The following is a 9,063-nucleotide window of genomic DNA, read 5'->3' on the forward strand; positions in this document are numbered from 1 at the left end:
TTAGTTATTTTAAAAAAGGCTGTTTTCTAAAAGATTGTTGTTTTACACAATAACTATAAACTACGACGTAACCTACCGCTACGGAAATACACTACGCGCACCTTAGGGAGGCTGGTGAGCCTCCTCGTGCTACGCACTGCGGGGTCTCACCGATGCTTTTCCTCCCGCAGGAGTCTTCGTGTATTTCCTTCGCTGGCATAGCGCATACAAACGACCATCATGATAAATAGCTTTATACGGATTGATTGAAGCGAAGAGGAGTCGACTCCTCGAAAATACAGTCCCATTTTCTTTGTATGATGTAACGCTGCCGAAGTCTTTCTTGTCCTGCTTAGAACAGCACGCGTCCGAAGACCCCGGAAGAAGCGTTCTTTGCTTCTGAGGAGACTGAGGCCGTGCCAGGCGGCATAGAAGACACTGTGAAAGCGTCAGCTTGAGAAGATGTCGCACTTGTACCCGGAGTGGTGAAAGCGACTGCCCGTAGCGGAAATCAGTACAGCAGTTACGTCGCCGTTTTTACCAACTGTTAAAGAGTACGAAAAGAGCCAAAAAAAGTAACCGCCCCCTAAACTGGTGGCGATTACTTCCTTATACAATAATGTCATACAATCCATACTTTGAAGGTTACTTTTCAAGCATCTTATCTACTTGTTCCCGATGCTCTTCAATCCACTGTTTTGCAGATTCTTCAAATGACACCCCGTTGTTTTCATACTCATAAATTATTTTTTCTAAATCTGCTACTTCAATACTCCAATTGGATAGTATTTCGTACGCTTCCGGATGCGTTTCTTTGATACCTTGATAAGAAACTACATATACATTGTCAGATTTAAAATTTTCTTTTGGCTCTTCCAGGAACTTTAAATCATACTTTTCAAAGATAGAATGAGGACGCCATCCAGTAATAATAACAGGCTCTTCATTTTTTATATTTTCATCTAAAACACTAACCATTGCAGACTCACTGGACGGAACCAATTCAAATCCATCCAAATTGTAGTCTTTTATTACTTCTTTAGATATAGAAACAATTCCTGCTCCTGGGCTAATTGTATAAATTTTGCCACCAAACTTACCTGCATTACCTTTAATATCTGCTATGGAGTCTGCCTTAACATAACTAGGGACAACCCACCCTAATGGTACATTTTCATAACTAGTTGTTACTTTTATCAGATCATCCTTATATTTTTCCCACAGGTCTGCTTCTGTGTACGGCAGCCATGCATCCATGAAAAAGTCGATTTCTTCTGATTGTAATCCTTGAAAAATAAGTGGTTGTGATAATAGTGATATTTCAACAGTATAACCTGCTTCTTCTAAGATCTGTTTTGCAATTTGGGTTGGTGCTTCGGTACTTGTCCAGGAAGTTTGTCCAAATACAATTGTTTCCTCTTTATTGTTTTTTTCTTGTTTATTAGTTGAGTCATCAGTTCCATTCGTATCTTCTGTGCCTCCACATGCTGCAAGTAAAGTTAGGGCAATAATGAATAGTAAACTTATAATTTTTTTCATATTACTCTACGTCCTTTCTAGGTTGTTGTATGTTACTGAATACTTCTCTCATATTCTCAGGTGTGAATTGTAGCGTGTCAGGCGCTGTTGCTTCCCACTTGTTATAGTCTTCTTCATTAATTGATTTAATAAAGTTTTTGGTGTCATAGATGGATAGGTTGTATACCCAATTTGCCATGATCATTAAGGAGGCCATATGTGCACCTTCATTGGAGGTAGTGCAAATATCATGAACTAAATGAATATCATAGTCTTTAAAGTAAGCGTCAAACACAGAAGTCATTAAACAACCGTCTGTTACAAACCCTCCGATGATCAGATGTTTCGCACCTAAGCTCTTTAACATTAAATCCAAGTTTGTATCAAAAAATGCACTCCAGCGATATTTATCAATAACAATATCGTTTTCATGAGGTTTGAGTTCATCAAATATTTCAATGTTTTCTCTATTGGATGCATAGTAAAAAGGTGTGCCATCATCGTTAATCGGCTCACCTTTTGACAGTCCAACACCATCTGTTCTGTTAATCTGTCTTGTGTAAATAATGGGTATATTTTTTTGTCTGCAAGCTTCTATCAGGTGTTTAGAGTTATCTAAAACATTATCCAATTGCTGGAGACCGAAATTGCTTTCTTTCTGTAAATCGATTAATACTAGAGCTGATTCTTGGATGTTCATATCACAACTACTCCTTATTTTTTTCTTTTTGGGGGAAATAATCAAAAATTTCTCCAGAGTCCATTGCATTAGCTAAACGCATGGTCCAATTGAGGTATTTTTGGGATTCTTCTATAAGTTCGAGATCTAACTTTGCCTTGCTTTGGACTTGGGGGTCGTCTGCTGTTTCTAAAATATTTTTTAAAACAGGGCTTGTTTGTTCTGCTGCTTTCATAATGAGGTTTCTTTCCTGTCTCAGCTTTTTCATAAAATAGTTAAGGAAATTCCTTAGAAAGTCTTTTTCAGCAACGAAATGATCTTTGCGTTCACCCTTCTTCCAAACTTTCGTCACCATTTCAGTTTCAAGCAATTCACGCATGCCGTTACTTACACTGGCTTTACTCATAGCTACCTGGTCTTTAATATCGTCTAATGTCAGAGGTTCGTTGGCAAAATATAGAACGCCGTATATTCTCCCGACAGAAGGGGTAACCCCGTATATGACCATTGATTGAGCGATAGCACTTTCCATAATATCTCTAGCTTCATTCAACCTGTCAACAGTAGTATCCATAACTATCACCTCATCCAGTTTATACAATTTGTTTAATTTGTATAAGTTAATTTAAACAAAATTAGCAATGCGTGTCAAGTTGTCAAAAATAGTATGTCACCAAAAGTGCCTATGTACACGGTTATAATTTTTCAGCGTACATACCATGAAAAAAGTGAAGCTCATTCGTGTCTCAATTCTCGAAATTTCTATTGAGGTTTTGATTTATGGGTTAACTTTGGTAAAATTAAGTGTGTAACTTTGGGAGGTAGTAAGATGTCAGTAGAAATTAATCAGGATATAATTAATTGGGTTGCAAAAGAAACAACCGTTAAATCAAACGTAGTAAATACGGTTATTGCATTAATGGAAGAAGGTAACACCGTACCCTTTATTGCTCGTTACCGTAAAGAAGTAACTGGTGGACTAGATGAAGTACAAATTAAGTCGGTCCAGGATAAATGGCAATATGCCGTTAATTTGGCGAATAGAAAAGAAGAAGTAATTCGCTTAATTGATGAACAGGGAAAACTTACTGAGGAATTAGAAAAGGAGGTCAGTAATTCTACACAATTACAACGTGTGGAAGACTTATACAGACCTTATAAACAAAAACGCAGAACTAAAGCAACAATAGCAAAGGAAAAAGGGTTAGAGCCTTTAGCCGTTTTAATCTGGAAACAGGACAATGCGATAGACCTAACAACTGAGGCCGAGAAGTATTTCTCAGACGAGTATGAACTGCTTACGGTTGAAGACGTTCTAACTGGGGCTAACGATATAATTGCAGAGTGGATATCAGATGACCCGGAGTACCGTGATTTCATCCGAGAAGCGACGTTTAAAAAAGGGACAGTAGAATCCAGTGTAAAGGACACTTCTAAAGATGAAAAAGGCGTCTATGAGATGTATTACGAGTACAATGAAGCGGTTCGCACGTTAGTATCTCATCGTATACTGGCATTAAATCGTGGAGAAAAAGATGACGTGTTAAAAGTGTCAATTGAACCACCGACAGAACACATACTAAATTATTTACAAAATAAAATAATTAAATCTAAAAGCCAAAGCAATATTGTGGAATTCATACATAATGTGATTGCGGATAGTTATAAACGTTTAATACAACCATCTATATCAAGGGAAATACGTAATTCACTTTCAGAAAAAGCGGAACAGCAGGCTATTAAGATTTTTTCTGAGAACCTTAAAAACCTGTTGTTACAACCTCCTTTAAAAGGAAAAACAGTATTAGCAGTCGATCCAGCTTTTCGAACCGGGTGTAAGCTTGCTGTTGTTGACGAAACTGGTAAGGTACACACAGTAAATGTTATTTATCCAACAGCACCAAGAAATGATTTTGCCGGATCAGAAAAAGTCATTCTGCAATATGTGAAAGAATTTGATGTTGAATTAATTGCAATCGGGAATGGAACAGCTTCAAGAGAAACAGAGCATTTTATTGCTGATGTAATTCAGAACAATAATTTAGATGTTCCTTACATTATTGTAAATGAGGCTGGTGCTAGCGTTTATTCTGCATCAGCATTAGCGAGGGAAGAATTTCCTGATTTGCAGGTCGAGGAGAGAAGTGCAGCTTCCATCGCAAGACGTGTACAGGATCCGCTTGCCGAATTAGTTAAGATTGACCCGAAATCTATTGGTGTTGGGCAATACCAGCATGATGTGAGCCAAAAAGAGTTAAATGAATCGTTAACATTTGTGGTGGAGACAGCAGTGAACCAGGTTGGGGTAAATGTAAATACAGCTTCTTCCAGTTTATTGCAATATGTATCTGGTCTCAGTAAAACTGTTGCAAATAATATCGTGGCAAAAAGAAATGAAGAAGGGAAATTTTCTAATCGTAAGCAATTGAAGAAAATTCCACGTCTAGGTGCGAAAACATATGAACAAAGTATAGGATTTTTAAGGATTTTTGACGGAAAGCATCCATTAGACAGAACCCCAATACATCCGGAAAGCTATCAACAGACTGAAGAGTTATTGAGTATGCTTGGGTGCAAGGTAACAGATATAGGGTCTACAGAATTACAAGAGAAGCTTCGTGATCTGAACAAGAAGGAAGTCTCTGAGAAACTGGAGATAGGGGAATTGACCCTACAGGATATCATGCAGGCATTAATTCGTCCTGAACGAGATCCTCGTGATGATTTACCAAAACCATTATTAAAACAAAATGTGTTAAAGATGGAGGATCTGCAGCCAGGCATGGAAATGCAGGGTACAGTTAGAAATGTAGTTGATTTCGGCGTGTTTGTTGATATTGGGGTAAAGCAGGATGGTTTAGTTCATATCTCCAAGATGGCCAATAAATTTGTTAAGCATCCAATGGATATTGCTTCCGTTGGAGATGTGGTCACAGTTTGGGTGGAGAACTTTGACGCGAACAAAGGAAGAATTGCGTTGTCGATGGTCGAAAACGGTAAATAAAGTTTGAGTAACGCCTAGTATCAGCTGCTGAATTCAAGTGTTTAATGTTAAAAAACCTGGATTATCGCCAAGCCTTATGGCAAAAGCCTAGTTGCACTAATTCAGAAACAAAGCTTGTATACTTTCTTTACTGCAAAAAAGGAAGGATCACAATTTAATGTGATCCTTCCTTTTAGTTTGTTTATTTTACAGCTTCTGGTACAGATAATCCTAAACCTTCAGCAACTCGCGTGCCGTACTCAGGATCTGCCTTGTAAAAGTGTTCAATTTGACGATGTTTAATTTCATCTTTTTCTACAGGTTCCATGTGATTAACAACCGCTTGGATAAGACGGTCCTTTTCATCAGCACTCATTAAGCGATAAAGGTCACCAGCTTGGGTGAAATGGTCACCATTATCATAAGCTACACTATCTGCCTCACCATATACTTCAAATGGATTAATTTTTGATGGTTCGTCTTCTTTCGGACCATCAAAGCTATTAGGCTCATAGTTTACTGAACTACCTTTATTACCATCGAATCTCATTGATCCATCACGCTGGTAGTTTTTCGTTTCATTTAATGGACGGTTAATTGGTAATTGTTGATGATTTCCTCCTACACGGTAGCGATGTGCGTCAGAATATCCAAACAGGCGACCCTGAAGCATTTTATCTGGTGAAGCCTCAATACCAGGTACAAAGTTTCCTGGTGAAAATGCAGCCTGTTCTACTTCAGCAAAGTAATTCTCAGGATTACGGTTTAGAACCATGCGTCCCAACTCAATGCGTGGATAGTCTTCTTTAGACCAGGTTTTGGTTACATCAAACGGATTCCACTTGTATGTCTTCGCATCATCGTAAGGCATGATTTGAACAAAAACCTTCCATGAAGGGAAATCTTCTTTTTCAATTGCATTAAACAGATCTTCAGTATGGTAATCAGGGTTGTCTCCAGCAATTTCTGTAGCAACCTTCTCATCTAAAGCCTTAACTCCTTGCTCTGCAATAAAGTGATATTTAACCCAGACTGCTTCACCTTGATCGTTAACCCATTTGAATGTGTGACTTCCATATCCATTCATGTGACGGAGTGTAGCCGGGATACCACGATCACCATGCAGATAAGTTACCTGGTGTAATGATTCTGGTGATAATGACCAGAAGTCCCATACCATATTAGGATCTTTCAAGTGTGTTTGAGGATTACGTTTTTGTGTATGAATAAAATCAGGAAACTTAATAGCATCTTGAATAAAGAATATTGGTGTATTGTTACCAACTAAATCATAGTTTCCTTCTTCTGTATAAAACTTTAATGCAAATCCACGTGGGTCACGAACCGTATCAGCAGAACCGGTTTCACCAGCAACTGTCGAGAACCGTGCAAACATCGGAGTGCGTTTACCTACTTCACTTAGGAAACTGGCTTTCGTATAGTTAGATAAATCATTGGTTACTTCAAAATAACCATGCGCACCTGCACCTTTCGCGTGGACCACACGTTCTGGAATACGTTCGCGATTAAAATGTGCAAGTTTCTCTAATAGATGAACGTCTTGTATCAATGTCGGGCCATTAGAACCGGCTGTGATCGAATGCTGGTTGTCCCCAACTGGAGCACCTGACGCAGTAGTTAATTTTTTCTTATTATTACTCATTTTTGAAACACATCTCCTTTAAAACAATTTACATTAATTATAATATAAATCTATTAAAAATCAATGTTTAATTAAAATAATTATCGATAGAGTGATTTAAAAGTTACGGATACCCTATATTTACTAGTCTACTTGATATTATAATAGATTGCTATTTCTTTGATTGGGATATCATTTGGAATTTCTAAATGAGTATTTAGATTATTGCACCAATATTTACAGGGTTAATATGACGAGAGCTTGGCTTTCTTCACTGCATTCCTTGGAGAGGGAATAAGATTCTCTGGATCATTAGAATATGGTAGAATGAAATTAACATGAAAAAAGGATGCCTAGTATGAATTTATTAAATGAAAAGGATTTATATGCACTTGTACATGATATTTCTATGACCTTCTTTAAAAAACCATTCACAGACGTCGTCCGGTTTAATTCAAGATTGCGGACTACCGGTGGTAGATATATCCCAACCAAAAGGCTGCTCGAACTAAATCCTAAATATGTGTTGGAAATGGATGAAGACGAGTTTATAGGAATTATAAAACATGAGTTATGTCATTATCACCTTCATATAGAAGGAAAGGGGTATAAACATGGTGATCGGGATTTTAAATCGCTGTTAAAAGCGACGGGTTCACCCAGACACTGTAATCCATTACCATCCTCTAAAAGGGAAAGAAAGCATCATTATAGTTGCAGGAGCTGTGCACATGTATATAACAGACAACGCAGAGTTAATGTAAACAAGTATCGTTGCGGCAAATGTGGTGGGAAATTACAACTACAATAGCAGGATGAGTGGGATTAGAGCATTGTGCAAAAATTCACCAAAGATAAATTATTGGGAATGGGAAAAAACTAATGGAAATCCATTGACGAAAGCATGCTCCCGTGGTAAATTAAGTAAGTCCTAAAAAAATCGAAGAGTCATTCCGCATAAAACATTTGACAAAGATTAAGTGATATTGTAATATGTTTCTCGTCGCAGTAAATTTAGGGAACAAGAAAAATTATCACACAGAAGCTCGACTGACGATTCTTGTTTAGTCATGTGAGGAACGGTTTGTGTGACAAGCAAGCCCAAATGAGATTGCAGCACTATGATTCACTTTATTAGATTATTCCACAGTAGCTTGACCGAATGCTTTTTGTTTTTATGAGGTCATGCGAGGAACGGTTTGTGTGACAAGCAGACCCAAATATGATTGTAGCACTATGGTCCACTTTATTAGATTATTCCACAGTAGCTTGACCGAATGCTTTTTGTTTTTATGAGGTCATGCGAGGAACGGTTTGTGTGACAAGCAGACCCAAATATGATTGTAGCACTATGATCCACTTTATTAGTTTATTCCACAGTAGCTCAGTGGTAGAGCTATCGGCTGTTAACCGATCGGTCGTAGGTTCGAGTCCTACCTGTGGAGCCATATGGAGAAGTACTCAAGTGGCTGAAGAGGCGCCCCTGCTAAGGGTGTAGGTCGTGTAAGCGGCGCGAGGGTTCAAATCCCTCCTTCTCCGCCATTTTTTTATGGCCCGTTGGTCAAGCGGTTAAGACACCGCCCTTTCACGGCGGTATCACGGGTTCGAATCCCGTACGGGTCATTATCATTTAAATAGTTGGAACGGTCCGATAGTTCAGTTGGTTACAATGCCTACCTGTCACGCAGGAGGTCGCGGGTTCGATTCCCGTCCGGATCGTCATTAGTGGGCTATAGCCAAGCGGTAAGGCAGCAGGTTTTGATCCTGTCATCCCCAGGTTCGAATCCTGGTAGCCCAGCCATTTTAATTTTTATATAAAATAGTTGAAATGAAAATAACATTATTAACTTCTATTGTATTTAAATGAAAACAACTTAAATATATGAGCCATTAGCTCAGTTGGTAGAGCATCTGACTTTTAATCAGAGGGTCGAAGGTTCGAATCCTTCATGGCTCATCCTAAATGGCATTCTTGCGGGTGTGGCGGAATTGGCAGACGCGCTAGACTTAGGATCTAGTGTCTTATGACGTGGGGGTTCGAGTCCCTTCACCCGCATACTTACATGCATGTTGCTGTGATTTTCACAGCATTTTGTTTTTGTAAGGACTCATGCGGTCGTGGCGGAATGGCAGACGCGCTAGGTTGAGGGCCTAGTGGGGGCAACCCCATGGAGGTTCAAGTCCTCTCGGCCGCATTCGCATTTAAAAAACTATTGACTCTCATGTTGATAGTATGGTATATTTATAATTGTCGCTTCAAAA

General features: G+C 38.7%; 6 protein-coding genes and 8 tRNA genes. 10 read left to right on the forward strand and 4 right to left on the reverse strand.

The genetic code is table 11. The annotated features are described in order from the left end of the window. Window positions 1-624 precede the first annotated feature (624 nt). From ACOI1D_RS19930 to ACOI1D_RS19940, 3 genes are read right to left on the reverse strand one after another with little or no spacing between them, the layout of a single operon-like run. Entirely contained in the window at window positions 625-1,518 is an 894-nt protein-coding gene (locus ACOI1D_RS19930; RefSeq protein ID WP_422503769.1) for a glycine betaine ABC transporter substrate-binding protein, read from the reverse strand. Between the two features lies 1 nt (window position 1,519). Further along, window positions 1,520-2,197, reverse strand: coding sequence for a cysteine hydrolase family protein (locus ACOI1D_RS19935; RefSeq protein WP_422503771.1), 678 nt, complete (start codon window positions 2,195-2,197; stop codon window positions 1,520-1,522). 7 nt (window positions 2,198-2,204) lie between these two features. Beyond that, window positions 2,205-2,750, reverse strand: coding sequence for a GbsR/MarR family transcriptional regulator (locus tag ACOI1D_RS19940; RefSeq protein ID WP_422503773.1), 546 nt, complete (start codon window positions 2,748-2,750; stop codon window positions 2,205-2,207). Window positions 2,751-3,005: 255 nt separating this feature from the next. Here ACOI1D_RS19940 and ACOI1D_RS19945 point away from each other — a divergent pair, with 255 nt between their 5' ends. Next, entirely contained in the window at window positions 3,006-5,180 is a 2,175-nt protein-coding gene (locus ACOI1D_RS19945; RefSeq protein ID WP_422503775.1) for a Tex family protein, read from the forward strand. 181 nt (window positions 5,181-5,361) lie between these two features. Here the strand turns inward: ACOI1D_RS19945 and ACOI1D_RS19950 are convergent, their stop codons facing one another. Beyond that, window positions 5,362-6,822, reverse strand: a complete 1,461-nt coding sequence (locus ACOI1D_RS19950; protein WP_422503776.1) for a catalase — start codon at window positions 6,820-6,822, stop codon at window positions 5,362-5,364. A gap of 337 nt (window positions 6,823-7,159) precedes the next feature. Here ACOI1D_RS19950 and ACOI1D_RS19955 point away from each other — a divergent pair, with 337 nt between their 5' ends. The 9 genes from ACOI1D_RS19955 (at window position 7,160) to ACOI1D_RS19995 (ending at window position 8,996) form a co-directional block, all read left to right on the forward strand. Continuing rightward, window positions 7,160-7,612, forward strand: coding sequence for a SprT family protein (locus tag ACOI1D_RS19955; RefSeq protein ID WP_422503777.1), 453 nt, complete (start codon window positions 7,160-7,162; stop codon window positions 7,610-7,612). Between the two features lie 562 nt (window positions 7,613-8,174). Further along, a tRNA-Asn gene (locus ACOI1D_RS19960) sits at window positions 8,175-8,249 on the forward strand. A 3-nt stretch (window positions 8,250-8,252) separates the two neighbouring features. Further along, a tRNA-Ser gene (locus tag ACOI1D_RS19965) sits at window positions 8,253-8,343 on the forward strand. 9 nt (window positions 8,344-8,352) lie between these two features. Then, window positions 8,353-8,424: transfer RNA gene (locus ACOI1D_RS19970), tRNA-Glu, on the forward strand. 22 nt (window positions 8,425-8,446) lie between these two features. Beyond that, a tRNA-Asp gene (locus ACOI1D_RS19975) sits at window positions 8,447-8,520 on the forward strand. Window positions 8,521-8,527: 7 nt separating this feature from the next. Further along, window positions 8,528-8,602 (forward strand) — tRNA-Gln (locus ACOI1D_RS19980). 83 nt (window positions 8,603-8,685) lie between these two features. Next, a tRNA-Lys gene (locus ACOI1D_RS19985) sits at window positions 8,686-8,758 on the forward strand. Between the two features lie 17 nt (window positions 8,759-8,775). Then, window positions 8,776-8,857 (forward strand) — tRNA-Leu (locus ACOI1D_RS19990). Window positions 8,858-8,913: 56 nt separating this feature from the next. Next, window positions 8,914-8,996, forward strand: a tRNA-Leu gene (locus tag ACOI1D_RS19995). Window positions 8,997-9,063: the final 67 nt, after the last annotated feature.

The sequence above is a fragment of the Virgibacillus sp. DJP39 genome (assembly GCF_049310925.1).
GTDB lineage: Bacteria > Bacillota > Bacilli > Bacillales > Amphibacillaceae > Virgibacillus_F.

What these genes read in the sequence shown, in the direction of transcription:
- ACOI1D_RS19930 (WP_422503769.1), bottom strand. Translation starts at nt 1,518, where the DNA reads ATGAAAAAAATTATAAGTTTACTATTCATTATTGCCCTAACTTTACTT.
- ACOI1D_RS19955 (WP_422503777.1), top strand. Translation starts at nt 7,160, where the DNA reads ATGAATTTATTAAATGAAAAGGATTTATATGCACTTGTACATGATATT.
- ACOI1D_RS19950 (WP_422503776.1), bottom strand. Translation starts at nt 6,822, where the DNA reads ATGAGTAATAATAAGAAAAAATTAACTACTGCGTCAGGTGCTCCAGTT.
- ACOI1D_RS19945 (WP_422503775.1), top strand. Translation starts at nt 3,006, where the DNA reads ATGTCAGTAGAAATTAATCAGGATATAATTAATTGGGTTGCAAAAGAA.
- ACOI1D_RS19935 (WP_422503771.1), bottom strand. Translation starts at nt 2,197, where the DNA reads ATGAACATCCAAGAATCAGCTCTAGTATTAATCGATTTACAGAAAGAA.
- ACOI1D_RS19940 (WP_422503773.1), bottom strand. Translation starts at nt 2,750, where the DNA reads ATGGATACTACTGTTGACAGGTTGAATGAAGCTAGAGATATTATGGAA.